At 67.5% G+C, this 26,015-nt stretch carries 23 protein-coding genes; 15 read left to right on the forward strand and 8 right to left on the reverse strand.

The window, feature by feature from the left end; genetic code table 11:
• Positions 1-9: 9 nt before the first annotated feature.
• The gene (locus FOB72_RS12200) at positions 10-1,095 is read right to left on the reverse strand and encodes a CaiB/BaiF CoA transferase family protein (RefSeq protein WP_150372757.1); all 1,086 of its coding nucleotides are present in this window, start codon (positions 1,093-1,095) and stop codon (positions 10-12) included.
• A gap of 147 nt (positions 1,096-1,242) precedes the next feature.
• On the opposite strand from FOB72_RS12200, the gene FOB72_RS12205 reads away from it, so the two are divergent.
• Complete coding sequence (locus tag FOB72_RS12205) at positions 1,243-1,683, forward strand: universal stress protein (protein WP_150372758.1); 441 nt, start codon at positions 1,243-1,245, stop codon at positions 1,681-1,683.
• A 12-nt stretch (positions 1,684-1,695) separates the two neighbouring features.
• Here FOB72_RS12205 and FOB72_RS12210 read toward each other — a convergent pair whose 3' ends face one another.
• On the reverse strand, positions 1,696-2,745 hold the full coding sequence (locus FOB72_RS12210; RefSeq protein ID WP_150372759.1) for a serine/threonine protein kinase: 1,050 nt from the start codon (positions 2,743-2,745) through the stop codon (positions 1,696-1,698).
• Positions 2,746-2,750: 5 nt separating this feature from the next.
• Entirely contained in the window at positions 2,751-4,373 is a 1,623-nt protein-coding gene (locus FOB72_RS12215; RefSeq protein ID WP_150372760.1) for a DEAD/DEAH box helicase, read from the reverse strand.
• 240 nt (positions 4,374-4,613) lie between these two features.
• Between FOB72_RS12215 and FOB72_RS12220 the strand changes: the two genes are divergently transcribed.
• The 14 genes from FOB72_RS12220 (at position 4,614) to FOB72_RS12285 (ending at position 18,915) form a co-directional block, all read left to right on the forward strand.
• Positions 4,614-5,111, forward strand: coding sequence for a hypothetical protein (locus tag FOB72_RS12220; RefSeq protein WP_223851318.1), 498 nt, complete (start codon positions 4,614-4,616; stop codon positions 5,109-5,111).
• A gap of 110 nt (positions 5,112-5,221) precedes the next feature.
• Entirely contained in the window at positions 5,222-6,574 is a 1,353-nt protein-coding gene (gene miaB, locus FOB72_RS12225) for a tRNA (N6-isopentenyl adenosine(37)-C2)-methylthiotransferase MiaB (RefSeq protein WP_150372761.1), read from the forward strand.
• A 20-nt stretch (positions 6,575-6,594) separates the two neighbouring features.
• Entirely contained in the window at positions 6,595-7,611 is a 1,017-nt protein-coding gene (locus FOB72_RS12230) for a PhoH family protein (protein WP_150372762.1), read from the forward strand.
• A 40-nt stretch (positions 7,612-7,651) separates the two neighbouring features.
• Positions 7,652-8,386, forward strand: coding sequence for an rRNA maturation RNase YbeY (gene ybeY, locus FOB72_RS12235; RefSeq protein WP_150372763.1), 735 nt, complete (start codon positions 7,652-7,654; stop codon positions 8,384-8,386).
• A gap of 151 nt (positions 8,387-8,537) precedes the next feature.
• A complete protein-coding gene (locus FOB72_RS12240) occupies positions 8,538-9,425 on the forward strand; it encodes an HlyC/CorC family transporter (RefSeq protein WP_150372764.1) in 888 nt (295 codons plus the stop codon).
• A gap of 89 nt (positions 9,426-9,514) precedes the next feature.
• The gene (gene lnt / locus FOB72_RS12245) at positions 9,515-11,101 is read left to right on the forward strand and encodes an apolipoprotein N-acyltransferase (RefSeq protein WP_150373881.1); all 1,587 of its coding nucleotides are present in this window, start codon (positions 9,515-9,517) and stop codon (positions 11,099-11,101) included.
• A 381-nt stretch (positions 11,102-11,482) separates the two neighbouring features.
• Positions 11,483-12,421 carry a glycine--tRNA ligase subunit alpha gene (glyQ, locus tag FOB72_RS12250; protein WP_150372765.1) on the forward strand — a complete coding sequence of 313 codons (939 nt, stop codon included), beginning with the start codon at positions 11,483-11,485 and terminating at the stop codon, positions 12,419-12,421.
• Positions 12,418-13,050: a hypothetical protein gene (locus FOB72_RS12255; protein ID WP_150372766.1), complete on the forward strand. Its 633-nt coding sequence runs from the start codon at positions 12,418-12,420 to the stop codon at positions 13,048-13,050. Before glyQ ends, FOB72_RS12255 begins: the two co-directional genes overlap by 4 nt.
• 36 nt (positions 13,051-13,086) lie before the next feature.
• Positions 13,087-15,210 (forward strand): glycine--tRNA ligase subunit beta, encoded by a 2,124-nt coding sequence (glyS, locus tag FOB72_RS12260; protein ID WP_150372767.1) that lies wholly within the window; start codon positions 13,087-13,089, stop codon positions 15,208-15,210.
• Between the two features lie 33 nt (positions 15,211-15,243).
• On the forward strand, positions 15,244-15,873 hold the full coding sequence (gene gmhB, locus FOB72_RS12265) for a D-glycero-beta-D-manno-heptose 1,7-bisphosphate 7-phosphatase (RefSeq protein WP_150372768.1): 630 nt from the start codon (positions 15,244-15,246) through the stop codon (positions 15,871-15,873).
• Positions 15,870-16,640: a lysophospholipid acyltransferase family protein gene (locus FOB72_RS12270; protein WP_150372769.1), complete on the forward strand. Its 771-nt coding sequence runs from the start codon at positions 15,870-15,872 to the stop codon at positions 16,638-16,640. The genes gmhB and FOB72_RS12270 overlap by 4 nt, the downstream gene beginning before the upstream one ends.
• Positions 16,637-17,536: a M48 family metallopeptidase gene (locus FOB72_RS12275; RefSeq protein ID WP_150372770.1), complete on the forward strand. Its 900-nt coding sequence runs from the start codon at positions 16,637-16,639 to the stop codon at positions 17,534-17,536. Before FOB72_RS12270 ends, FOB72_RS12275 begins: the two co-directional genes overlap by 4 nt.
• Before the next feature lie 21 nt (positions 17,537-17,557).
• Positions 17,558-17,965, forward strand: coding sequence for a lactoylglutathione lyase (gloA, locus tag FOB72_RS12280; RefSeq protein ID WP_150372771.1), 408 nt, complete (start codon positions 17,558-17,560; stop codon positions 17,963-17,965).
• 14 nt (positions 17,966-17,979) lie between these two features.
• The gene (locus tag FOB72_RS12285) at positions 17,980-18,915 is read left to right on the forward strand and encodes a DMT family transporter (RefSeq protein WP_150372772.1); all 936 of its coding nucleotides are present in this window, start codon (positions 17,980-17,982) and stop codon (positions 18,913-18,915) included.
• A gap of 7 nt (positions 18,916-18,922) precedes the next feature.
• Here the strand turns inward: FOB72_RS12285 and trpS are convergent, their stop codons facing one another.
• The 5 genes from trpS to FOB72_RS12310 are packed head-to-tail and all read right to left on the reverse strand — an operon-like array spanning position 18,923 to position 25,983.
• On the reverse strand, positions 18,923-19,945 hold the full coding sequence (gene trpS / locus FOB72_RS12290) for a tryptophan--tRNA ligase (RefSeq protein ID WP_150372773.1): 1,023 nt from the start codon (positions 19,943-19,945) through the stop codon (positions 18,923-18,925).
• 36 nt (positions 19,946-19,981) lie between these two features.
• Positions 19,982-20,818, reverse strand: a complete 837-nt coding sequence (rsmA, locus tag FOB72_RS12295; protein ID WP_150372774.1) for a 16S rRNA (adenine(1518)-N(6)/adenine(1519)-N(6))-dimethyltransferase RsmA — start codon at positions 20,816-20,818, stop codon at positions 19,982-19,984.
• 19 nt (positions 20,819-20,837) lie between these two features.
• Positions 20,838-21,947 (reverse strand): 4-hydroxythreonine-4-phosphate dehydrogenase PdxA, encoded by a 1,110-nt coding sequence (gene pdxA, locus FOB72_RS12300; RefSeq protein ID WP_150372775.1) that lies wholly within the window; start codon positions 21,945-21,947, stop codon positions 20,838-20,840.
• A gap of 19 nt (positions 21,948-21,966) precedes the next feature.
• A complete protein-coding gene (locus FOB72_RS12305) occupies positions 21,967-23,463 on the reverse strand; it encodes a peptidylprolyl isomerase (RefSeq protein ID WP_150372776.1) in 1,497 nt (498 codons plus the stop codon).
• Between the two features lie 9 nt (positions 23,464-23,472).
• The gene (locus FOB72_RS12310; RefSeq protein WP_150372777.1) at positions 23,473-25,983 is read right to left on the reverse strand and encodes an LPS-assembly protein LptD; all 2,511 of its coding nucleotides are present in this window, start codon (positions 25,981-25,983) and stop codon (positions 23,473-23,475) included.
• Positions 25,984-26,015 lie beyond the last annotated feature (32 nt).

Below are 26,015 nucleotides of genomic sequence, written 5' to 3' on the forward strand. Positions count from 1 at the left end.
TGGCATCGATCACGGCGCGGGACGCGCCGGGATAAAGCGCGGCGCGGGCGCCGCCTGCACGACCTCGCGCCCAGCGTGCGCATAGACGCGGTACGTCTCGCGCGCGACGTTGTGCGGATGCCGCGCGGCCTCGTCGATCGTCAGCACCGGCGCGAAGCACGCATCGGTGCCTTCGAAGCGCTCGCGCCAGTATGCGAGCGGCGCCCCGGCAATCGCCGCGGCAAGGCGCGCCTTCAGCGCGGGCCACTGCGCGCGATCGTATTGCGCGGCCGGATCGACGTCGTCGAACCCGAGCCGCGCAAGCAGTTGCCGATAGAACGGCGGCTCGAGCGCGCCGAAGGTCAGCGCGCGCCCATCGGCACAGCGGTAGACACCGTAGAACGGCGAGTCGTGAAACGGACTCGGCGAAGGACCATCGACCGAGCCCGCGGCACGTGCGACATTCAGCAACCCGCCGAGCATCGCGACGATATCGGTGATCGCCGCATCGACGACAGAGCCCTGCCCCGTCGCGCGCGCATGCAGGATCGCACTCGTGATGCCGAACGCGAGCCCGAGCGCGCCCGTCGCATCGCCCATCACCGTCGGTGGCGTTCTCGGCAGCGCGCCCTCGCCCGCGGCGCCGTGCAATAGCCCGGACAGCGCGAGGTAGTTGATATCGTGACCCGCCTGCTGCGCGAGCGGCCCCGTCTGGCCCCAGCCCGTCATGCGCCCGTACACGAGCCGTGCATTGCGTGCGTGACAGTCCGCGGGACCGAGGCCCAGGCGCTCCATCGCGCCGGGACGCAGCCCTTCTATCAACGCGTCGGCCTTCGCCACGAGATCGAGCGCGGCCGCACGTCCGGCGTCCGTCTTGAGGTCGAGCGACATGACATTCTTGTCATGATCGAGCGCTACCTCGGGGGGCATGTCACCATCGAGCAACAGGCGCCGCGCTTCGGGCGCGACCGGACGCGTGACCAGCGTCACGTCGGCGCCGAGACCGGCCAGCATCGCGCCGCACAACGGGCCGGGCCCGATGCCTTCGAACTCGACGACCCGGATACCTTCCAGCGGCCGCAAACCCGCCGGTCTTTCTTGCTGCGATGGATCCATCGGAAATGCCTCCCCTCGCGGAACGGTGATGTGGAACGAATCTGCGATGCGTTTGATCCAAATCGTGACATCGTAAATTAGCGACTGTCATGATGCACATGGGCACTGGCCCTAGTCGTAGGGCTCACTCTTCAAGGAGATCCAGTCATGACCCAGATCGTGCTTGCCACCGATGGCTCCCCGTTCAGCGACGCCGCGGCGCGCTTCCTTACCCGCGGCGACCTGCTGCAGCCCGGCTACACCGTGCATGTATTGCATGTCACCCCGGACGTCACCGGCCAGGTCCGCGCGTTCGTCAGCAAGGAGGCGGTCGAAGACTGGCATCGCGAGGAAAGCGAGAAGGCGATGCAATCGGTCTGCGACATCCTCGCCGCGGCCGATATCGCGTTCGAACGCCACCCGTTGCATGGCTTTGCGCCGGACAAGATCCTTGGCTATGCGAAGTCGGTGAATGCCAGCGCGATCGTGATGGGCACGCACGGCCGGGGCACGTTCTTCGACGCGGTGCTCGGCTCGGTGGCCGGGCGCGTGCTCGCCCAGGCCAGTTGCCCCGTGATCATGATCAAGGCGGAGAAGGACAGGAAATAACCTGTCGCGGGCTCACCCCCAGAGCGGGGGTTCGTCCATCAGCGCGATCTGCTCGCGCAATTCGAGGATGCGGTCCTGCCAGTAGCGCGCCGTGCCGAACCAGGGGAACGCGGCCGGAAACGCGGGGTCGCGCCAGCGGCTCGCGAGCCATGCGCTGTAGTGGATCAGGCGCAGCGTGCGCAACGCCTCCACGAGCCACAGTTCGCGGGTCTCGAACTCGGCGAAGTCCTCGTAGCCCGCGACGATGTCGGCAAGCTGGTCCTGCATCGCCGCGCGGTCGCCTTCGAGCAGCATCCAGAGGTCCTGCACCGCGGGACCCATGCGGCTGTCGTCGAAATCGACGAAGTGAGGCCCCGGCACGCCACGGCCGCGCGCATCGTCGGCGTCGATCCACAACACGTTGCCGCGATGGCAATCGCCATGCAGACGCAGCATGCGCACATCGCCGGCGCGTTCATAGCAGCGGCGCACACCGTCGAGCGCGAGGTCCACGGCCGCGCGCCACGGCGCAAGCAGGTCCCCCGGCACGCAGTCGTGCGCGAGCAGCCAGTCGCGCGGCGCCACACCGAAAGTCTCGATATCGATCGCCGGGCGCGACGCAAACGGCTGGCGCGCGCCCACGGCATGGATGCGTCCGATAAACCGGCCGAGCCATTCGCGCGTCTCCGCGACGTCGAGCGCGGGCTCGCGGCCGCCGCAACGCGGGAAGACCGCGAAGCGAAAGCCGTCATGCACATGCAGCGTGGAAGGCGGGGCGCCCGCCTCGGCGGCCAGCGCGAGCGGCGGCACCGCGGGAATCTCCGCATCGGCGAGCTCGCGCACGAATGCGTGCTCCTCGACGATCGCCGCGTCGGTCCAGCGGCCCGGACGATAGAACTTGGCGATAACGGGCGCGGCATCCTCGATGCCGATCTGCCACACGCGATTCTCGTAGCTGTTGAGCGCCAGCAGGCGTCCGTCGGAACGCAGTCCCGTGGACTCCAGCGCATCGAGGATCCGCTCGGGCGTCAGGCCGGCATACGGTACGTCGCTGTCGGCGTTCGGCGCGAGCGGAGCGGTCATGGCGGTCAGCCCTTGCGCTGGCCGCCGAGCAGCGCGGCCTGCGGCGCCGGGCGGCGCTTCTGCTGGGACTGCGGCTGCGGGTGGGACTGGGACTGCGGCTGGGCTTGCGCCGGCGACCGCGCCGGGCGCTGCGAACCTTGCGGCTGTGCGGGTCGCTGCCCGCCCTGCGGCTGGCCGCCGCGGGGTTGCGCGCCATTGCGCGCGGGCGCACCCCCTGCGTGCGTGCCTGGCTGCCCGCCACGCTGACCGCCTGCCGGCGCACCCTGCTGTCCGCGGGGCTTGGCCGGCGCGGGCTTCTGGCCCTGCGCCTGGCGCGGAGCGGGCGCGGCTTGCGCGGCCGGCGCACGGGCGGGTTCCCGGCGCTGGCCCTGCTGCGCGCGTTGTGCGCCACCCTGTGCGCCCTGGCCACGGCCCTGTCCGCCACCGCTGCCGCCACGACCCTGGCGGGTCTTCTGGATCGGCTCGGCCGCGATGGTCGGATCGACCTCGAAGCCCGGCAGCACGGTCTGCTCGAGCTGGCGCTTGATCAGCCGCTCGATATCGCGCAGCAGGCCATGCTCGTCCACGCAGACCAGCGAGATCGCCTCGCCTTCGGCCCCCGCGCGGCCGGTCCGGCCGATGCGGTGCACATAGTCCTCGGGCACGTTCGGCAGGTCGAAGTTGACCACGTGCGGCAGCTGGTCGATATCGATGCCGCGCGCGGCGATATCGGTCGCGACAAGCAGGCGCAGCGTGCCGGCCTTGAACTCGGACAGCGCGCGCGTGCGCGCCGACTGGCTCTTGTTGCCGTGAATCGCCAGCGCGGACAGCCCGTCCTTGGTCAGTTGCTCGGCCAGACGGTTGGCGCCATGCTTGGTGCGCGTGAACACGAGCACCTGGTGCCAGTCGTGCTCGCGCACCAGATGGGCCAGCAGCTCGCGCTTGCGGTCGCGGTCCACCGGGTAGACGCGCTGATCGACGGTCTCGGCCGTGGTGTTGCGGCGCGCGACCTCGATCGAGGCCGGGTTGTTCAGCAGACGGTCCGCGAGCGCGCGGATGTCGTCCGAGAACGTCGCCGAGAACAGCAGGTTCTGGCGCTTGGCCGGCAGGATGTTGAGGATCTTGCGGATGTCATGGATAAAGCCCATGTCGAGCATCCGGTCGGCCTCGTCGAGCACCAGCAGTTCGACCTGCGACAGATCGATCGTGCGCTGCGAAACGTGATCGAGCAAACGCCCCGGCGTCGCCACGACGATATCGACGCCGCGCTTGAGCGCATCGATCTGCGGGTTGATCCCCACACCGCCGAACATCACCATCGAGCGCAGCCGCAGGTACTTGCCGTAGTTGCGCACGCTCTCTTCGACCTGGGCCGCGAGTTCGCGCGTGGGCGTCAGCACGAGCGCGCGCACCGGACCACGCTGGCCGCGTGGCGTGGGATGGCGCTCGATCGATTCGTTGAGCAGCTGCAGCATCGGCAGCGTGAACCCCGCGGTCTTGCCGGTGCCGGTCTGGGCGCCGGCGAGCAGGTCGCCTCCCTTGAGAATCGCAGGGATGGCCTGCGCCTGAATCGGGGTGGGCGTGGTGTAGCCTTGTTCGGCCACGGCACGTACAAGCTTGTCGGACAAGCCTAGTTCGGAAAAAGACATGAAATGACGCTTGAGCCGCTCACCGCGCAAAGATTGCGGCAATCGTGGAGCGGCGTGACACAGGATGGCCGGTGACTTGCGCCCCGGGGGCGCTTGCCGGCGTGACGGGTCGATTGCAACCGTCGTCGGAACAGGAAAGGCCCGTAGTGTACCAGTCTGTCGCCAACTGCCTCGCCGGGTCGCCCGCCGAGTGGACGAACAGGTAGAATTGCGGGTTACCTTGCCTCGTCGGAGCCTGCAATGCCCGTTGCTTTCAGCCGTCGCCTTCCGCGCCAACCTGCCGGCGCAAGCCTGCGCCTTTCCCGTCACGTCCGGCGGACGTTGCCACGTCTGGCGCTGGCCCTGGCGCTGGTGCCAGCACTGGCGCCCATCCTCCCGGCGGCGCTGGCGCAGCAGGCCACGATCGTGTCCGACGGACCGGGCATCACGGGCGGCCCGACGAACAACCCCGTCGGTGTCGGCGCGCCCGTCCGGGCGATTCCCGACGATGCCGGGCAGGCACGCCTCGTGATGGCCGCGCCGAGCGCGTCCGGCCCGCAGACGGCGAAGCTCGGCAGCAAGACCGTGAGCATGGCGCCCGGCCTGCGCGTGTTTTCGACGGACATGCAGCTGACGCCCGTGAGCGCGCTGATCGGACAGAAGCTCGAAGTGCGTTACCGGCTGGACGTGTATGGCCAGCTGCTGACCGCATGGATCATGACCGATGCCGAATACAAGGCTTGGAAGGCCGCGCACTGAGCCTTTCGGCCAACCCGTAGTACCGTGGTCCCCACCGCGGATGATTTGTCGATGTCACCCGTTGCAAAAGCGGATGCCCCCAGGTTAAACCACTGAGACCGGCACCAACCATGAAGAAAGTTTTCGTCAAGACGTACGGCTGCCAGATGAACGAGTATGACTCGGACAAGATGGTGGACGTGCTCAACGCCACGCAGGGCCTCGAGCCCACCGATAACGTCGAGGAAGCCGACGTCATCCTGTTCAACACGTGCTCCGTGCGCGAGAAGGCCCAGGAGAAAGTGTTCTCCGAGCTGGGCCGCATGAAGGCGCTCAAGGCCGCCAAGCCCGACCTCGTGATCGGCGTGGGCGGCTGCGTCGCCAGCCAGGAAGGCGCGACCATCGTCAACCGCGCGCCGTATGTCGATGTCGTGTTCGGCCCGCAGACCCTGCATCGCCTGCCCGACCTCATCGCGCGCCGGCGCCAGACGGGTCTCTCGCAGGTCGATATCTCGTTCCCCGAGATCGAGAAGTTCGATCATCTGCCGCCCGCGCGCGTGGACGGTCCGAGCGCATTCGTCTCGATCATGGAAGGCTGCTCCAAGTACTGCAGCTATTGCGTTGTGCCCTACACGCGCGGCGAGGAAGTGTCGCGGCCGTTCGAGGACGTGCTCGCCGAAGTCGCCGGCCTGGCCGAGCAGGGCGTGCGCGAAGTCACGCTGCTGGGCCAGAACGTCAACGCCTACCGCGGCGCGATGGGCGGCACGAGCGAGATTGCCGACTTCGCGCTGCTGATCGAATACGTGGCGGAGATTCCGGGCATCGAGCGCATTCGCTATACGACGAGCCATCCGAAGGAGTTCACGTCGCGGCTGATCGAGCTCTATGGCCGCTGCGACAAGCTCGTCAACCATCTGCACCTGCCCGTCCAGCATGCATCGGACCGCATCCTGATGGCGATGAAGCGCGGCTACAGCGTGCTCGAGTACAAGAGCATCATCCGCAAGCTGCGCGTGCTGCGGCCCGAAATGTCGATGTCGTCGGACTTCATCATCGGCTTCCCCGGCGAGACCGATGCCGACTTCGACAAGCTCATGGCGATGGTCGAGGAAGTCGGCTACGACACGTCGTTCTCGTTTATCTTCAGCCCGCGCCCCGGCACGCCCGCCGCGAACCTCCACGACGACACGCCGCGCGAGGTCAAGCTGCGCCGCCTGCAGCGGCTGCAGGCGACGATCGAGGACAACGTGCAGCGCATCAGCCGGAACATGGTCGGCTCGGTGCAGCGCATCCTCGTGGAAGGTCCCGCGCGGAAGGACCCGACCGAGCTGCATGGCCGCACCGAGAACAACCGCGTGGTCAACTTCGCGCTGCCCGGTGTCCCGCAGTCGCAGCGCGATCGCATGATCGGCCAGATGGTCGATGTGAGCATCACCGAAGCGTTCCCGCACTCGCTGCGCGGCGAGATCGTGGTGCGGCAGTAAGCCCCCGTACGACACCGACGATGAAGAAATCCACCGCAGCGATTACCGCAGAATTCGTCGCCCCCCGCGACGACAACACCCGGCTGCAGAACCTGTGCGGCCCGCTCGACGAGAACCTCCGCCAGATCGAGCAGGCGCTCGACGTGACGATCCAGCGCCGCGGCCATCGCATGACCGTGCGGGGCAAGCTGGCGCAGGACGCCGCGCTCGCGCTCGAGCGCTTCTACAACGAGGCGCGCATGCCGCTATCGATCGACGACGTGCAGCTGGGTCTCGTGGAGTCCCGTCAGATCGGCGCCCATGGCAGCTATCTTCCCGATGACGCCGAGACCGAAACCGACGGCGGCACCTCGGTGGATGACGACTCCCCCGTGCTCCATACGCGCCGCGCGGGCCTGCAGGGCCGCACGGCCGCGCAGCGCGAGTATCTGCGCCATATCCTCTCGCACGACCTGACGCTGGGCATCGGGCCCGCGGGCACCGGCAAGACGTACCTCGCGGTGGCCTGCGCCGTCGATGCGCTCGAGCGCGACGCGGTCAAGCGCATCGTGCTGACGCGTCCCGCCGTCGAGGCCGGCGAGCGCCTTGGGTTCCTGCCCGGCGACCTCGCGCAGAAGGTCGATCCGTACCTGCGCCCGCTCTACGACGCGCTGTACGATCTGCTCGGCTTCGACCGCACGCAGAAGATGTTCGAGCGCCAGATGATCGAGATCGCGCCGCTGGCCTATATGCGCGGCCGCACGCTGAACCATGCATTCATCATTCTCGACGAGGCGCAGAACACCACGCCCGAGCAGATGAAGATGTTCCTGACCCGGATCGGTTTCGGCTCCAAGGCCGTGATCACGGGCGACACCACGCAGATCGATCTGCCGCGCGGCCAGAAGAGCGGCCTCGTGGAAGCGCAGCATGTGCTGCGCGAGGTGCGCGGCGTTTCGTTCACACGCTTCACGAGTATCGACGTGGTCCGGCATCCGCTCGTGGCCCGCATCGTCGATGCCTACGACGAGTATCACGCCCAGCACAAGGACGCCTGATCCAGGCGCCACGGCACTCCCCCACAAAGGACGCAGTATCTTGAAGAAGTCATCCCCCACCACCGTCACCCTGTTCGACGCGGACGGCCGCGCGCGCAAGACCGCCGCGCATGCCCTGCGCGTGCAGCTGCCCGACGGCCGCAGCGTGACGATCGACCTGTCGCAGGCCGCCGACGGCGTGGTCGCGCTGCTCGCCGAGCACACGGACACCGCCCAGCAGGCGGGCCTGCTGGTCCGCCCCGACAATCACGACGCGCTGTCCGTCGCGGTGACGGCCACGCCGCTGACCACCACGACGGGCACGCCGGCCACGCCGCCCGCGCTGGAACTCGATCTCCAATATGGCGACGGCGTGCGCAAGGGCGATGGCCTGCCCCGCCGCAAGCAGGTGGAGACGTGGGTCAAGTCCGCGCTGTATGCCGATGCCGCGCTGACCGTGCGCTTCGTGGGCGAAGACGAAGGCCGCGCGCTCAACCGCACCTATCGCGGCAAGGACTACGCCACCAACGTGCTGACCTTCGCCTACGCGGAGAACGCCGACGACCCAGTGACGGGCGATATCGTCCTGTGCTGCCCCGTGGTGGAGTCCGAAGCGCGCGAACAGCACAAGCCGCTGCTTGCCCACTATGCGCACCTGATCGTCCACGGCGTGCTGCACGCGCAGGGCTACGAACACGAGGACGACGCCGAGGCCGAGGAAATGGAAGCGATCGAGACCGAGACGCTGCAGGCGCTGGGCTTCGACGACCCGTACCTGCCCGTGCGCGAACATTAAGGCACGTCTGTATTGAGGCACGTCTGTACGGCGGCGCGCGGGGTTCCGGCCCCTTTTGCGCCGCCTTCGGCACTCCAGCCCGGGTGCGAGGGCGGGCCGTAAAGCTTTTAGTGTATGCTTCAGACGATCTCCACCACGCGCTAGCCGCGACATGAACGACCCCTATCCCAGTTCGAAAGCTGCCAATTTCAAGCAGTCGGATCGCCCCAGATCTCTTCTCGAACGCCTTTCGGATTTCATTTCTCCTGAGCCGGACACCCGCGCCGAATTGCTCGAAGTGCTGCAGGACGCGCACGGGCGCAATCTGATCGACGCCGATTCGCTCTCGATGATCGAGGGCGTGTTCCAGGTCTCCGAGCTCACCGCGCGCGACATCATGGTGCCGCGCGCCCAGATGGATGCGGTCAATATCGCCGACGCACCCGAGACTTTTATCCCGTACATGCAGCAGACCGCGCACTCGCGGTTTCCGGTCTACGAGGGTAGCCGGGACAACATCATCGGCATCCTTCTCGCGAAGGACCTGCTGCGCTACTACACCGACGAGACGTTCGACCTGCGCGAAACGCTGCGGCCGGCCGTGTTCATCCCGGAGTCGAAGCGACTGAACATCCTCCTGCGCGAGTTCCGCATCAACCGCAATCACATCGCGATCGTCGTCGATGAGTACGGCGGCGTGGCCGGGCTGGTGACCATCGAGGACGTGCTCGAGCAGATCGTGGGCGACATCGAGGACGAGTTCGACCTCGACGAGGATCAGGACAAGATCCTTCCGACGTCCGACGGTGCATGGCGCGTCCATGGGCTGACCGAGATCGGACAGTTCAACGAGGCGTTCGGCACCGCATTCTCCGACCACGACGTCGATACCGTGGGCGGGCTGCTCATCAACCATCTGGGGCATGTGCCGCACCGCGGCGAGATCATCACGCTGCCGCCGATCCGCTTCGAGGTCCTGCGCGCCGACGCGCGCCAGGTCCATCTGCTGCAGGTGCGCCGCGAGGCCACCAGCGACGCCCTGGCCGTAGCCGACGCATGAAGCGTTCCGACACCGGCGCGGCGGAAGCACGCCGCGGCGATGCCAATGCACGTGCCGGGGTTTCCCCCGAACCAACATTTTCACCATCGATGACCTCTGCTTCGGGCAGCCCCACGGGCGACCTTTCGCGCGCGACCGCGCCTGGCCCTCGACTGCGCCTGCTGCTGGCGGCGGTGCTCGGCGTCGCGCACACGCAGGCATTCGCGCCCCACGACTGGTGGTGGCTGCAACTGCTTGCGCTGGCCGGGCTCGTGGCGCTGATGGCCGACGCCGGCCGCGCGCGAATGGCCGCGGCCACCGGCTACGCGTTCGGCATGGGCTGGTTCCTCTCGGGCATCTGGTGGCTCTATATCAGCATGCACGTCTATGGCGAAATGCCGGCCTGGATGGCGGCACCCGCGGTCGTGCTGTTCTCCGCGTACCTGTCGCTGTGGCCGGCACTGGCCGGCGGCGTCTGGTACGGGCTGACGCAGGCGCGCGGCCGCGCGGCCGGTGTCATGGCGGCGGTGCTGTTCGGTGCCGCATGGGGCCTCTCGGAGTGGCTGCGCGGCGTGGTGTTCACGGGGTTCCCGTGGCTCGGCAGCGGCTATCCGCATACCGAAGGTCCGCTGGCGGGCTATGCGCCGCTGTTCGGCGTGTATGGCATCGCCACGCTGGCCGCGACACTCGCGGCGCTGATCGTGGTGGCCGTGCGCGCGGCCGGCCTGCGCCGCCGGGCCAGCGTGGGGGCCGCCCTTGCCTGCGCCGCCGCGATCGCGCTCGTCGGCGCGCTGCTGCGCCCCGTGGCCTGGACACAGCCGGCCGGCAATCCGATCTCGGTGCGGCTGCTGCAGGGCAACGTCGCGCAGGACATCAAGTTCGAGCCCGCCGGCATCCAGCGTTCGCTCGAGCTCTATCGCGATCTGATCACGGCCAAACCGGCGGACCTCGTGGTCACGCCGGAAACGGGTTTCCCGGTGATCCTGCAGGAATTGCCGCTCGATATCGCGCAGGACGTACGGCGCTTTATGGAAAGCTCCGGCAGCACGGTGCTGTTTGGCGCAGTCGGCGCTGACTCACCCGTGGATTTCACGAACAGCGCCTTCGCGATCGGTCCCGAGCATCCGACGCTGTACCGCTACGACAAGCACCATCTGGTGCCGTTCGGCGAGTTCATTCCGTTCGGCTTCCACTGGTTCGTGGACATGATGAAGATGCCGCTCGGCGACTTCCGCCGCGGCGGGCTCGATCAGCCGGCGGTGCCGGTGCGCGGCATTCGCGTGGCACCCAATATCTGCTACGAGGATTTGTTCGGCGAAGAGATCGCGCATACGCTGCGCCACCAGCAGGCGCCGGCCAACATGATGGCGAACATGACCAACCTCGCGTGGTTCGGCGACACGATCGCGCTCGACCAGCATCTGCAGATCTCGCGGATGCGCGCGCTGGAAATGCGCCGGCCGATGCTGCGGGCGACGAATACGGGCATGACGGCGGTCGTGAAGCCTGACGGCTCCACGGAGCGGCTGCCCACGTTCGAGGTCGGCACGCTGGCCACGACGGTTCAGGGCATGCAGGGGCTGACGCCGTTCATCCGCTGGGGGAACGTGCCGTTCCTCGCGGCGAGCGGGCTGGTGCTGGCGGCCGCGCTGGTGGCGCGCGTGATGGCGCGCCTGATCGCGCGCAGGCGGGGCTGAGGGCCGACGAGGGGCCGACTAGCGAAGTACCACCGAGACAGCGGCGGCGACGGCCATCACGGCGATGGCGACAAGGTAAGGCTTACGAGGCAACAACGACATGACCGGATCCCCTTATCAATGTGGATGGCAGTTCTGCACGACTGCGTTCTTTGCACTGTATACAAAAACTGTATCGGCACAAATCGTCCTTCTCTGAATATCGCGTCAGTGTTTTCCCGACCCGTTGCCCGAATCTGACACCGCGGCAACCCGCGAAAAATCCGGCATTCCACGCAAACGCCCCCCATCCATGGGGGGTGGCGGTCAAAAAACGATAGAATTCGGGGTTTGGCAAATCCGCCTGCCTGGATTGCCGCCGCATTCATTTCCGTCCTTTCTATGCTGACCTTCCAACAAATGATTCTGACCCTGCAGGCCTACTGGGACCGGCAGGGTTGCGCGTTGCTGCAACCGATCGATCTGGAGGTCGGCGCGGGCACGTCGCACGTGCATACGTTCCTGCGCGCGATCGGCCCCGAGCCGTGGCGTGCCGCGTACGTGCAGCCGTCGCGCCGGCCCAAGGACGGCCGCTACGGCGAGAACCCGAACCGCCTGCAGCATTACTACCAGTACCAGGTGGTGCTGAAGCCCGCGCCCGAGAACATCCTCGAGCTGTACCTCGGTTCGCTCGAGGCGCTCGGACTGGACCTCAAGCAGAACGACATCCGCTTCGTCGAGGACGACTGGGAGAATCCGACGCTGGGCGCATGGGGCCTGGGCTGGGAAGTCTGGCTCAACGGCATGGAAGTGACGCAGTTCACCTACTTCCAGCAAGTGGGCGGCATCGACTGCAAGCCCATCACGGGCGAGATCACGTACGGCATCGAACGCCTCGCGATGTACCTGCAGAAGGTCGAGAACGTTTATGACCTCGTATGGACCGAATGGGTCGAGAACGGCGAGACACGCCGGCTGACCTACGGCGACGTGTACCACCAGAACGAAGTGGAACAGTCGACGTACAACTTCGAGCACAGCAATACCGACATCCTGTTCCGCCATTTCTCGGAACACGAGGGTGAGGCCAAGCGCCTCATGGGCGAGGTCAAGGAAGGCGAAGCGCCGAGCGGCACGCGCCTGGCCCTGCCCGCCTACGAACAGGTGCTCAAGGCCGCCCACACGTTCAACCTGCTGGACGCGCGCGGCGCGATCTCCGTGACCGAGCGCGCGGCGTATATCGGCCGCATCCGCAATCTGTCGCGTCAGGTTGCGCAGGCCTACTACGATTCGCGGGAGGCCCTCGGCTTTCCGATGTGCGGCAACGGGGCACGCGCATGACGTCCCGCGCGCGCGGCGCGCTGGCAACCCGCGTCACGGTCGCGGCGGCGATCGCGGCGGCCGGCGTGGCGATGGGAGCTTCGGGCAGCGCGCTGGCCGCGCGCACGAGCCCACCCACGCCGCAGGCGCTGTACCTGCCGGAGAGTCTCGCCAACGTGTGCGAGGCCGACCAGCAGCAGCTGCAACAGGCGATCTCGCGCCACTGGCGGCCCGGGCTCAATGCCGTGGACCAGTGGACGCAGCTCGTCCGGTCGTTCTCGTGCGATCTGTCCGGATCGCGCGACCTCGGCTGGCATCGCGTGCCGTTGCGCGCTTATGAAAGCGCGATCCGCTACCCGCTGACCTGGGTCGAGTGGGAAGAGCGCAACGGCCACGCGCGGCGTACCGTGAAGATGTACCGCTCGGCCGCGCAGCTGCCCCAGAAGATCGATTTCTGGATCGGCGGGCGCATCGACGAGATTCGCTACGACCGCCGGCAGCAGCGGATCGATGCGCGTTTTCCCGCCGCGGGCAGCCGCGGCGCATCCGGCGTGGCCGCGCAATGCGCATACACCACGCTGCAGTTCCGGCAACAGAACGGCCTGTGGCTGCTGTCCGGCGTAGAACCCAATCCCGCACCGCGCTGCTGAGCGCGGTGCCTGCCTCATACCCGTTGGATACGATTCATGTCGCAACTGATGACCGATTCGCTGCTGATCGAACTGTTCACCGAAGAGCTGCCGCCCAAGGCGCTGGCCCGACTCGGTGACGCGTTTGCACAAGGCCTGTTTGCCGGCCTGCGCGAGCGCGACCTGCTCGAGCCCGGTGCCGCCGTGACGCCGTTTGCCACGCCGCGCCGCCTGGCCGCGCTGGTCACGGGCGTACGCCGTGCCGCGCCGGACCGCGAGCAGCGCGAGAAGGTGCTGCCGCTGACCGTGGCGCTCGACGCCGCCGGCGCGCCCACCGCCCCGCTCGCCAAGAAACTCGCGGCGCTGGCCAAGTCCATCGGCGTGGAGTCGATCGACTGGCAGACGCTCGAGCGCGCTTCGGACGGCAAGGCCGACGCGTTTTTCCACCGCTACACCGCGCGCGGCGCCACGCTGGCCGGCGGCCTGCAGGCGGCGCTCGACGAGACGCTGGGCAAGCTGCCGATTCCGAAGGTGATGAGCTACCAGCGCCCGGACGGCACCACGGTGCATTTCGTGCGTCCCGCACATAGCCTCATCGCGCTGTTCGGCGCCGAGATCGTGCCCGTGTCGGTGCTCGGCCTCGATGCCAGCAACATCACGCAGGGCCACCGGTTCCTGTCGCACGGCATGATCGAGATTCCGCATGCCAACGATTACGCCGCGCTGCTCGAGTCGAAGGGCCGCGTGGTCGCGAGCTACGCCGATCGCCGCGAACGCATCCGCTCCTCGCTGCTGGCCGAAGCCGGCGCCGATCAGGTGATCATGCCCGACGCGCTGCTCGACGAAGTGAACTCGCTCGTGGAATGGCCCGTGGTCTACGCCTGCCACTTCGAGGAAACGTTCCTCTCGGTGCCGCAGGAGTGCCTGATCCTGACGATGCAGACCAACCAGAAGTACTTTGCGCTCACCGATGCCAGCGGGCATCTGCGCAACCGCTTCCTGATCGTCTCGAACCTCGCCACGGAAACGCCGCAGTCGATCATCACCGGCAACGAGCGCGTGGTGCGTCCGCGCCTGGCCGACGCCAAGTTCTTCTTCGACCAGGATCGCAAGAAGACGCTGGCCTCGCGCGTGCCGCAGCTTGCGAACGTCGTGTATCACAACAAGATCGGCTCGCAGCTGGACCGCGTGCAGCGCCTGCAGCAGATCGCCGGCCATATCGCCGAGACCATGAACGGCACCGGCGCGCCGGTAGACCAGGCTGCCGCGATGCGCGGCGCCGAGCTCGCGAAGGCCGACCTGCTGACCGACATGGTCGGCGAGTTCCCCGAACTGCAGGGCACGATGGGCACGTACTACGCGCGCCACGACCACGAGGACCATGACGTGGCGCTGGCCTGCTCGGAACACTACCGTCCCCGCTTTGCCGGCGACGCGCTGCCGGAAGGCAACGTGAGCACGGCCGTGGCGCTGGCCGACAAGCTCGAGACGCTGGTCGGCATCTGGGGCATCGGCCTGCAGCCGACGGGCGAGAAGGATCCGTTCGCGCTGCGCCGCCACGCGCTCGGCATCCTGCGCATGCTGATCGAGAAGCCGCTCGCGGTAAAGCTCGACACGCTGCTGGCGCTGACCGAGCAGTCGTTTGCCGGCATCGCCGCGGTAAAGCCCGCGCGCGAGGCGATTCTGGACTTCCTGTACGACCGCGTGCGCGGCTACCTGAAGGACAAGGGCTACACGACGAACGAAGTGGAAGCCGTGGTCAGCCTGCGTCCGCAGGCGCTGCACGACATCATGGGCCGTATGGAAGCGGTGCGCACGTTCGCGGCGCTGCCCGAGGCGGAAGCGCTCGCGGCCGCCAACAAGCGCATCACGAACATCCTGCGCAAGACCGACGAAGCCATCGGCACCGTCGATGCGGCACTGTTCCAGGAAGACGCCGAGCGCACGCTGCACACCGCCATCGAGCGCGTGCGCCCGGGCGTGGAAGCGGCGTTCGCCGGCGGCGATTTCACGGCCGCGCTGCGCGACCTCGCGCAATTGCGCGAGGCGGTGGACCAGTTCTTCAACGACGTGATGGTGATGGCCGACGATGCGCGCCTGCGCGCGAACCGGCTTGCCCTGCTGGCGTCGCTGCACGCGCTCGCCAACCGGGTAGCCGACATCTCCAAGCTCGCTGCCTGACGGCCCGGCAGTCACACACGGAAGCCACGCAAGATGCCACAGACACCGCCCCGCTTCGTCATCCTCGATCGCGATGGCGTCGTCAACCTCGACAGCGATCAGTTCATCAAGACGCCCGATGAATGGGTGCCGATTCCCGGCAGCCTCGAGGCGATCGCCGCGCTGAACCAGGCCGGCTTTCGCGTCGTGATCGCGAGCAACCAGTCGGGCATCGGCCGTGGCCTGTTCGAGATGAGCGCCCTCAACGCGATGCACGAGAAGATGTACAAGGCGCTGGCCAGCCTCGGCGGGCGCGTGGAGGCGGTATTCTTCTGCCCCCATACGGCCGCCGATGGCTGCGACTGCCGCAAGCCGAAGCCCGGCATGTTCGAGCAGATCGGCGAGCGTTTCGGCATCGAGCTGCGCGCGGTACCCGTGGTCGGCGACTCGCTGCGCGACCTCGAGGCCGGCGTGGCCGTTGGCTGCGTGCCGCACCTCGTGCTGACCGGCAAGGGCCGGAAGACGCAAGACAAGGGTGGCCTGCCTGCCGGCACGCGCATCCACGACGACCTGACCGCCTTCGCGCGCTGGCTGGTCACCGGCGACGATGCGCAATCGGCGCACAAGTCCCCGGCCCCCTCACACGAGCCTCCGAACGAGGCTCCCCGCGCGCAACCCCGATGATCTTCATTCGTTCCCTGCTGTTCGCCATCTACCTGGTGGTCCTGACGCCGCCGTACGCGTGCGCCTGCTTTATCGTCTTTCCGTTCATGAACGCCGCGAACCGGTTCCGCTTCGTGCAGGGCTGGACGCGGCTCGTGATCTGGGCCGCGCGCGGCATCTGCGGCATCAAGTACCGCATCGAGGGCATGGACCACATGCGCACGATGCTGGACAAGCCCGTGGTGCTGCTGTCGAAGCACCAGTCCGCGTGGGAGACCGTCGCCTACGTGGCGCTGATGCCGAAGCCGCTCTGCTTCGTGTTCAAGCGCGAGCTGCTGTTCGTGCCGTTCTTCGGCTGGGCGCTGGGCATGCTCAAGATGGTCCATATCAACCGCAAGGACGGCTCGCGCGCCTTCGCGCAGGCGGCCAACCAGGGCCGCGAGCGGCTTGCCGAGGGCGCATGGATCATCATGTTCCCCGAGGGCACGCGCACGCCTTCCGGCATGGCGAACCCGCGCTACAAGAGCGGCGGTGCGCGCCTCGCCGCGGAAACGGGCGCATGGATCCTGCCGATGGCGGTGAACTCCGGCCGCGTCTGGCCGCGCAATTCGTTCCGCAAGTATCCGGGCACGGTGACGATCTCGATCGGCCCGGCCATCAGCTCCGCGAACCGCACGGCCGACCAGCTCAACACCGAAGTGCAGACGTGGGTCGAGGCGGAGATGCGCCGCATCGACGCGGACAGCTACCGCGGCGAGCGCGGCGCGCAGGACAAGGCTCCCGCATGAAGCTGCTGCGGCCCGCCCCCGATACCACCGACGCGCAGCTCGAGCTGCTGTTCGGGACGACCGGCCATGCCGTCGAGACCGGCGAACGGTTCACGGCGGCGCCCGGCGACGCCGCGCTGGCGGCCGAGCCCGCGCCGCTCGTCGCGGAACCGCCCGCGTGGCCGCCGCTGCAACCCAACGCCCGTGTGCTCCATATCGGCGAGCGCGCGCTGCATTACACGCTCAAGCGGTCGGCGCGCCGGACCATCGGCTTCACGATCGACGATCGCGGCCTGTCCATCACGGCGCCGCGCTGGGTCACGCTCGTCGATATCGAATCGGCGATCCTCGAAAAGCAGCGCTGGATCTTTACCAAGCTCGGCGAGTGGCGCCATCGCGAAGCGCGCCGTGTGTTACCGACCGTGCAGTGGCGCGACGGCGCGAGCCTGCCGTTCCTCGGCAAGCCGATCACGCTGCAGCTGGACTCGCCGTTCGGCGCGCTGCAGTTCGATGCGGCCACGCGCGTGCTGCATCTCGCGTTACCGGCGCATGCCGACGAACAACAGATCAAGGATCGCGTGCAGGGCTGGCTCCAGCATCAGGCACGGCGCCTGCTGGCCGAGCGGCTCGATATCTACGCGGAGAAGCTCGGCGTGCGCCATACCGGTTTTGCGCTGACGTCCGCGGCCACGCGCTGGGGCAGCTGCACCGCCGACGGCAAGATCCGCCTGAACTGGCGCCTCATGCATTTTCCGCTGTCGATGATCGACTACGTGGCCGCGCATGAGCTCGCGCACCTCAAGGAAATGAACCACGGCCCGCGGTTCTGGGAAACGGTCGAATCGATCTTTCCCGAGTTTCGCGATGCCCGCGCACAGCTGCGCGCGCATCCCCCCGAGTTGTTACCGACGTTCTAGACAACCACAGAAGGACCCCACATGCGACTCCTCCACACCATGCTCCGCGTTGGCGATTACCAGCGCTCGATCGAGTTCTATACGCGCGTGCTCGGCATGCAGCTGCTGCGCGAAAGCGACAACCCCGAGTACAAGTACCGCCTGGCCTTCGTCGGCTACGGTCCCGAGAGCGAAGGCGCGGTGATCGAGCTGACCTACAACTACGGCGTGGACAAGTACGACCTCGGCACGGCCTACGGCCATATCGCGCTGGAGACCGACAATGCCGCCGCGGCCTGCGACCGCATCCGCGCGGCCGGTGGCAAGGTCACGCGCGAAGCGGGCCCGGTCAAGGGCGGCACGACCGTGATCGCGTTCGTGGAAGATCCGGACGGCTACAAGATCGAACTGATCGAGCGTCATTCGACGCGCGACGCGAACCGTCCGTAAGCACCGGCCCCGCGATGAGCGTTGCCGCGCAGGCCCTCGACCGCCGTCCGCTCGACGCCATTGCCGTGGGTCTCATGTTGTTGCTGTGCGCGTCATGGGGCCTGCAACAGGTGGTGATCAAGGTCACCGCACCGCTGATGGGTGCGGTGATGCAGGCCGGCGTGCGCTCGGCCATCGCGGCGCTGCTGGTCTACGGCTTCACGCTGTGGCGCCGCCAGCCGCTGTGGCAGCGTGACGGCACGCTGCCCGCGGGGTTGCTCGCCGGGCTGCTGTTCGGCGGCGAGTTCCTCTGCATCTTCGTCGGACTGGGCCATACCACGGCCTCGCGCATGGCGGTGTTTCTCTATACGGCGCCGGTGTTCACCGCGCTCGGCCTGCATTTCACGGTGCCGGGCGAGCGGCTGCGGCCCGCGCAATGGCTGGGCGTGATCGCCGCGTTCGCGGGCATCGTGATTGCGTTCGCCGATGGCATAGGGAACGGCATAGGGGGCGCGACTACGTCGCCCACGCAGGGTGGTTCCACATTGATCGGGGATGGGCTCGGCGTGCTTGCGGGCGCGCTATGGGCGGCCACCACGCTGCTCGTGCGTGCCAGCCCGCTGGCGAGCGCACCGGCCAGCAAGACGCTGCTGTATCAGCTGGCCGTCTCGGCCGTGGCATTGCTGGCGCTGGCGCTGATGGCGGGCCAGCATATCGATGTGCAATTCAACGGGCTCGTGTTCGCGAGCCTGTTCTACCAGTCCGTGCTGGTGGCGTTCGCGAGCTATCTGGCGTGGTTCTGGCTGCTGCGCCAGTACCTGACGTCCCGGCTCGCGGTGTTCTCGTTTCTCACCCCGTTGTTCGGCGTGACGTTCGGCGTGGTGCTGATGCACGACGTCGTCGGCGTGCGCTTCGCCATATCGGCGCTGCTGGTGCTCGGCGGCATCGTGCTCGTCAATCGCCGGGGTTGACTCTCCGTCAGAACGAGAACATGCCCAGCGCGCTGCGCACTTCGTCCAGCGTCTGCTGGGTCAGTTCGCGCGCTTCGGCCGTGCCCTTCTTCAGGATATCGAATACATAGCCCGGATCCTTCGCGAGTTCTTCGCGACGCTCGCGGATCGGACGCAGCATCTCCTGCAGGATGCCTTCGATCCGGCGCTTGAGCACCATGTCGCCCAGACCGCCGCGGCGATAGTGTTCCTTCAGGGCCTCCACTTCCTCGACGTTCGGATCGAACGCGTCGAGGTAGGTGAACACCACGTTGCCCTCCACCTGCCCCGGATCCGACACCTTGAGGTGGTTCGGATCGGTGTACATACGGTGCACGGCTTCCTTGATCTGCTCCGGCGACGCGCCGAGCGGAATCGCGTTGCCCTGCGACTTGCTCATCTTCGCCTTGCCATCGACGCCGGGCAGACGGCCGTGCTTCGGGATCAGCGCGGCGGCCTCCGGCAGCACCTCGCGGCCCACCTGATGGTTGATGCGGCGCACGATCTCGTTGGTCTGCTCGATCAGCGGCGCCTGGTCCTCGCCCACGGGCACGAGCACGGCCTTGAAGCCCGTGATGTCCGCGGCCTGCGAGGCGGGGTAGCACAGGAAGCCCGCCGGGATATCGCGGCCGAAACCGCGCGCCTGGATCTCTTCCTTGATCGTCGGGTTGCGCTCGAGGCGCGAGACCGTGACGAAGTTCAGGTACATCAGCGTCAGCTCGGCCAGCGCGGGCAGATGCGACTGCACGGTGATCGTGGTCTTGGCCGGGTCGATGCCCACCGCGAGGTAGTCGAGCGCGACCTCGAGCACGTTGCGGCGGACCTTCTCCGGATCGTGCGCGTTGTCCGTCATGGCCTGCGTGTCGGCCAGCAGCAGATACTGCTTGTGCGAGTCCTGCAGCGACACGCGGCTCTTGAGCGAGCCGACGTAGTGGCCGAGGTGCAGCGGGCCGGTGGGACGGTCGCCGGTCAGGATGACGGGACGCGTATCGATGTTCGTTTGGGCTGTCATGGCGTCACAGATGAATCAAGACAAATACGGTAGGAATCAGGGGGCCGGCCGGGCCTGGGTGCCGGCGCTCACGAGCCGCGCCAGATCGACGTACTCGCCGACCGGCACCTCCTCGGCACGGCGGCCGAGATCGAAGCCGAGCGCATCGAAATCGACCTGGTCGCGCAGGAAGGACAACGTGTTGCGCAGCACCTTGCGGCGCTGCGAGAACGCCGCGGCCACCACGTCGCCGAGCACGCTCGTGTCGCACGCGGCATACGGCGACTGAAGCTCGCCGGTGGGCAGGCGCGGCCACGGAATCATGCGCACGACGGCGGAATCCACCTTCGGCGGCGGATTGAACGAAGCCGGCGGCACGTCCAGCACGTGCTCCATGTGATAGCGCACCTGCAGCATGATGGACAGGCGGCCGAATGCCTTGCTGCCCGGCTCCGCGATCATGCGCTCGACCACTTCCTTCTGCAGCATGAAGTGCTGGTCGCGCACGACATCCGCGAAGCTCATCAGATGGAACAGCAGCGGGCTGGAAATGTTGTACGGCAGATTGCCGACGATGCGCAGCGAACGGTCCGGCTCCTGCAGGCGCGCGAAGTCGAAGGCCAGCGCATCGCCGGCGTGGACGTCGAGGCGCGTGCCGTAGCGGCGGTTGAGCCGTTCGACGAGGTCGCGGTCGAGCTCGACCACGTGCATGCGCGGCAGGCGCTCGAGCAGCGGATTGGTCAGCGCGCCGAGGCCCGGGCCGATCTCGACGAGCACGTCGTTCGGCTGCGGATCGATGGCGTTGATGATGCCGTGGATGACGCCGTCATCCACGAGGAAGTTCTGACCGAATCGCTTGCGGGCAATGTGGCCCTGATGAACGTTTGAACGCATGGTGTCTGTGGGCTGTCCGTCAGCGCGGCGCGCGCCCGTTCGTGTGGCGGCCATTCGCGTGGTGGCCCTCGGCATGGCCCGACATTTCCACCGCGCAGCGAATGGCCTCGATCATGCTGCCGTGCTCGGCGAGGCCGCTCGCGGCCAGGTCGAGCGCGGTGCCATGGTCCACCGAAGTCCGAATGAATGGCAGGCCGAGGGTCACATTGATGCCGTGACCGAACGTGCCGTATTTCAGGGGCGCGAGCCCCTGGTCGTGATACATCGCGAGCACGCAGTCCGCGCCCTGAAGATGGCGAGGCTGGAACAGCGTGTCGGCGGGATACGGGCCGCGCGCGTCGATGCCCGCGTCCTGCGCCAGCGTCAGCGCGGGCCCGATGATGTCGATTTCCTCGCGGCCCATATGGCCGCTCTCGCCCGCGTGCGGGTTGAGGCCGGTGACGAGAATGCGCGGGCGCGCGATGCCGAAGCGCCGGCGCAGATCGCCGTCGACGATCGCAAGCGTTTCCATCAGCAGCGGTACGGACAGCGCGTCGGGCACCGCGCGCAGCGGCAGATGCGTGGTCGCCAGCGCCACGCGCAGCATCGCGTTGTCGTGCGCGGGCTGTGGTCCGGCCAGCATCATCACCACGCGCGACACGCCCGCGCGCTCGGCCAGATATTCGGTATGGCCCGTGAACGGCACGCCCGCGTCGTTGATCGTGCTTTTCTGCACGGGCGCGGTGACCATCGCGGCAAAGCGCGTGCTGTCCGACACCCCGCCCGATCCCGGCAGCAGGCCATCGATGGCCGCATCGAGCAGCGACAGCACGTAGCGGCCGTTGCGCGCGTCCAGTTGCCCCGGCACGCAGTCCACGTCGAGCGGAATATCTTCGATGACCACGTCGCCGTCGGCGAGGCGGCGCGCCCAGGCGCGCCCGGCCCCGAGGGCCTCCGCGCGCGCGGCAAGCATGCGCGCATCGCCCAGTACGTGATAACGGATCTCGGGGTTCCCGCTTCTGCCACTCTCACCCCCATCCCGCGCGTCGCCGTGCGCCCCCGCGATCTGCAGCAGCGCGCGGATCGTGATGTCGGGGCCGATGCCGGCGGGTTCGCCGGTGGAGATGGCTAGCGCGAGAGGTTCGGGCATGGACGGGTTGGGCCGCGCCTCAGCGCTGGCGGTTGATCCGGTATTCGACGTAGGCCGCGCTGCGCAGCTGGCGGACCCAGTCGTCATACGCCACGCGCAGCTTCTGTTCGCGCACTTCGGCGCGCGCGAAGTCGCGCTGCTTCTCCGGCGAAACCTCGGACTCGCGACGGTTCAGCACCTGGATTAGGTGCACGCCGAACTGCGTGACCACGGGCTCGGAGATCTCGTTCGGGCGCAGACGATTCATGGCCTGCTCGAACTCGGGCACGAGCTCGCCGGGCGACACCCAGCCGAGATCGCCGCCGTTCGACGCGGAACCGTCCTGCGAGTAGCGCTTGGCCACATCGGCGAAATCGCCGCCGTGCGTGATGCGGTCGCGCAGGCCCTGCAACTGGCGCTTCGCTTCGGCCTCGGGCATGTTCGGACCCGTGCGGATCAGGATATGGCGCACCTGCGTCTGCGTGATGCGGTCCGCCGCCTGCGGGGACGACGCGCTCGGCGCGGTCCGCTTGGCCGTGAGCTTGATCACGTGGAAGCCGTTGGCGCTTTCCACGACCTGCGGCGCCACCGCGCCAGGCTGCAGATCCACCACCGCGTTCGCGAACAGTGCCGGGAGGCGGCCGATCTCGCGGAAGCCGAGGCTACCGCCCTGCGACGCTTCGGGCGCCTCCGAGTTCGACTTGGCCAGTTCGGCGAAGTCGCCGCCGTCCATGGCCTGCTTGAGCAGCCCTTCGGCCTTCTTCTTCAGCTCGGCCTTCTGCGCTTCCGACGCATCCTCGGGCACGCGCACGAGGATCTGCGAAACGTTGAATTCGGCCGGGCCCGATGCCGCGTTAGGCTGGCCGCTGCGGGCCGCGATGTAGTTGTCGATCTCGCCGTCGTAGACCTGCACCTTGGAGTCGACCTCGCGCTCGCGCAGGCGAATCACCTGCACCTGCTTGCGCAGCTCGTCGCGATACTTGGTCCAGCTCATGCCCGTGGCTTCCACGCGGCTGCGCAGTTCGGTGGCGCTCATGCGGTTCTGCTGGGCCACCGACTCGATCGCGCGGTCCACTTCCTGGTCCGTGACGCGAATGCCGGCGTCCTGCGCGGCCTGCGTCTGCACGCGATCCATCACCAGGCGCTCGAGCACTTCGCCGAGCAGGTCCGCGCGCGGCGGCACCTCGCGCTGCTGGGCGCGCAGCTGGCTTTCGATCTCGTCGGCACGGTCGAGCAGTTCACGTCGCGTGATCACGCTGTTGTTCACGATGGCCACCACTTCGTCCACGAGCTGCGAGCGCTTCTGGCCCGACTGCGGCTGGGGAATGCCCATCTGCGGCTGGCTCGGCGCCACCGCGCTCTCCTGCCCCGCCTGCGGCAGGAAGATACCCGTCGCGCGCGACGAGGACCCCGGGGCGCGCAACTGTGCCGCGGCCGGCAGCGCGATCGATGCGATCACGGCGGCGAGCAGCACGCGCTGCCACGATTGACGCTGGAAAGTGAACATGGAAAACACGGAAAAAACTCGACGTTTCATCTTGGTCCGTCATTCATAGTGATCGTACTGGGATGTCGGCACCGGCCGTGCGGTAACGGGCTCGTAGCCCGGCACGTTCAGGCGCAGCATATCCAGCGGATTGGAGCCGATCTTCGACAGCCCGCGGAACTCCACCTGCAGGAAGAACCGGCCGGTGTAGCCATCCGAGGTGTTGCGGAACCGCTGGTAAACCACCCGGCCCACCCAGCAGTCCGCGGCGTATTCGATACCGGCGAGCGCATCCACGAGCTGGTTGGCTTCCTTGTCGAACGCCACGCGGCCGATCCCGTAGGTCCGGCGCGTGAGCGGCCACTGGCTCGACAGCTCGATCTGGTCGATCGCGGTATTGTCCGTCACGGAAGTCGGCCGGCGGTAGCGGTAGCCAAAGTTGACCAGCTTCCGCGATTCCGGACGCCACGAGAACGCCACGTTGGAATAATTTACGCGGTTGTCTTCGGGACTGTACTGGATTCCGGCATCGAGGTAGTAGCCCCGGAACAGCTGAACGGTTGTCGCGGCCAGCAGGTCCGAATAGCTCGGCTTGGTGTCCTGCACGGTGCCGGAGATCTGGACGCGCTGGCCCGTGAAATCGAAACGCTGCGCGATCGTGCCGCGGAAGCGCTCGATACCGGTGTCGGACTCGATCAGGCGCGTGGTAACCCCGGCCGTCAGCTTGTTGTTGTCGGCGATCCGGTCGTAACCGGTAAACGAGTTCTCGGTAAAGATCTGTCCATAGCCAAAGTCTGACTGCGCGGTATCGAACAGCGGAAACTGGCTCTGGTCGCGGAACGGCGTGTAGACATAGAACAGCCGCGGCTCGAGGGTCTGCGTGTACTTGGTCCCGAACAGGCGGCTCACCCCTGGCGCGTCCCGGTCGAACTGCATGCCCGAGTCGATGCTGAACGTGGGCACCGTCCGGTTCAGCGTGTTCGACGCCCCCACGGTGTTCGTGCCCGCATCCATGTTGTACTGCGCGGCGTTGAATATCACCTTCGGCGTGACGTACCAGCCCGCGCGGACGATCGGGTAGCTGATCGACGGCTGGATGAATACCCGTTCGCCCTCGGGCTGCTGGAATCCGGTCGTCGACAGCGGAATGCGGAAGCGCGTGTAATCGGCTTCGACCGCGATGTCGAAACCGCCGAAGTTGTACTTGTTGTACCGCGCGTTGATCTGCGGCTCGCGCTCGTACGACGGTTCGCTCGGCGACAGCGTCTGGAACTTCTGCACGCGCGCCAGCACCGTGAAATCCTGCCAGTTGTAGACGACCCCGCCTTCCTGCGTGTACTGGCGCAGCGTCGACTGCGCAACGGTCCGCGTCAGATCATCCGGGAACTGGTCGTCCGAGACCTTGCTGACATTGGCGTAGGCGCTCAACCCCGGCGCAAGCCGCTGCGTATGCTGGATCGAGTACGACCATCGGTTGCGGTCGGCCTTCTGGTCGTCCGGCAGGATATCGGCCCGGATACGGCCGCTATAGCCGTCGCCGAGGTAGCGGAAGTCTCCGCCCAGCTGCACGCCACGCGACGACAGGATACGCGGGTACAGCGTCAGGTCCCGGTTCGGCGCGAGGTTGAAGTAATACGGCGCGGTCAGGTCGAAGCCCGAGCGCGAGCTGTAGCCGAACAGCGGCGGCAGGAAGCCGCTGCGGCGCTCGTCGTTCAGCGGAAACGAGAACGCGGGCGCGCCCGCGATCGGCACGCCGAAGAAATGCAGGATGCCGCCATACGCCACCCCCACCTCGCGGTCGCTGTCGAGGTCGATCTTGCTCGCGCTGAAGTACCAGTCGGCGTTGTCGGGCGAGCAGGTCGTGTAGGTGGCGTGCTTGATCGTGCTGCGGTCCGGGTCGAGGAAGTCGATCCGCTCGGCCTGGCCCCCGCCGCCGGTCTGCTGGAAATAATAGTCGGGCGAGAGCATGTAGCCCTCGTTGGCCTCGATGCGCATTTTCGCTTCGGGACCGACGGCCACCGTGCCGTTCTTCGACAGCCGCGCGTTGCCCTGCACGTGCGCCTCGTCGGTGTCCTGGTCGTAGGTCAGCTTGTCGCCCTTGACCACGGCGCCGTCACGGCGCAGCTCGGCGTTGCCTTCGAGCGTGACGCCCTTCTCGCTGTAGCCCGTCATGCGGTCGCCCGAGACGAACGCCGGGGCGTTCGGGTTGGGCGGTACCTTGGCCTGCGGCGTAAAGCCGAGCCCGCTCTGCTTCTGGGCGCCCGTGGGCGCGGCCGTGGACACGGCGGGCTCCGAGAGGCGCGGCACCAGTTCGCCCGCCTGCGGCGGCGGTGGCGGCGGCAGCGGCGTCTGCGTGACGCTTTCCGCGGGCAGCACGTCCGGAATCGTCGAGGCGGCACCGTACTGGGCATGCACGTTCACCGACAGCCCGGCCATGGCCAGCACGAGCGGGCGCAGCGCGATGGCGGGCACCCCCCGGCGCGGATGCTGGCGCGGGTGGTGTGGCTCGCCGGCAAGGCGCGGGCGCGTTCGAGTGGCCGTCTGGTTCGGTGTTCGTCGTTGTTCGGTCATGCGAGCGGTGGTCGTTCAACCGGGCGGCGGGC

This window comes from Cupriavidus pauculus (assembly GCF_008693385.1).
Lineage (GTDB): Bacteria > Pseudomonadota > Gammaproteobacteria > Burkholderiales > Burkholderiaceae > Cupriavidus > Cupriavidus pauculus_D.